Consider the following 283-nt stretch of genomic DNA (forward strand, 5'->3'; position numbering starts at 1 on the left):
ATGAGCGCCTTGAAAAAGGAAAATCTGAAAGTGGTACTATTAGTCTGGACGTTAGCTATATAGACGATTTGGCAAACCTTGCGGTTCGCGATGACGGGCGCGGTATTGCAATTAGCCGTATCTATAAAATGGCGATCGAGAAGGGTATTTATGCAGAATCCGATCCGAAGCCTTCAGCGAGTGAAATCGCTAATTTGATCTTCTCCTCGGGCTTCTCTACTGCGGATGAGGTTACGGACGTTTCAGGGCGTGGTGTTGGTATGGATGCTGTTAAGGGCTTCCT

General features: G+C 47.3%; 1 pseudogene. It reads left to right on the plus strand.

Annotated features, from left to right (window positions below):
• Positions 1–283: pseudogene (locus A3761_RS27185) on the plus strand (chemotaxis protein CheA); the annotation flags it as partial.

This window comes from Oleiphilus sp. HI0123, assembly GCF_001635315.1.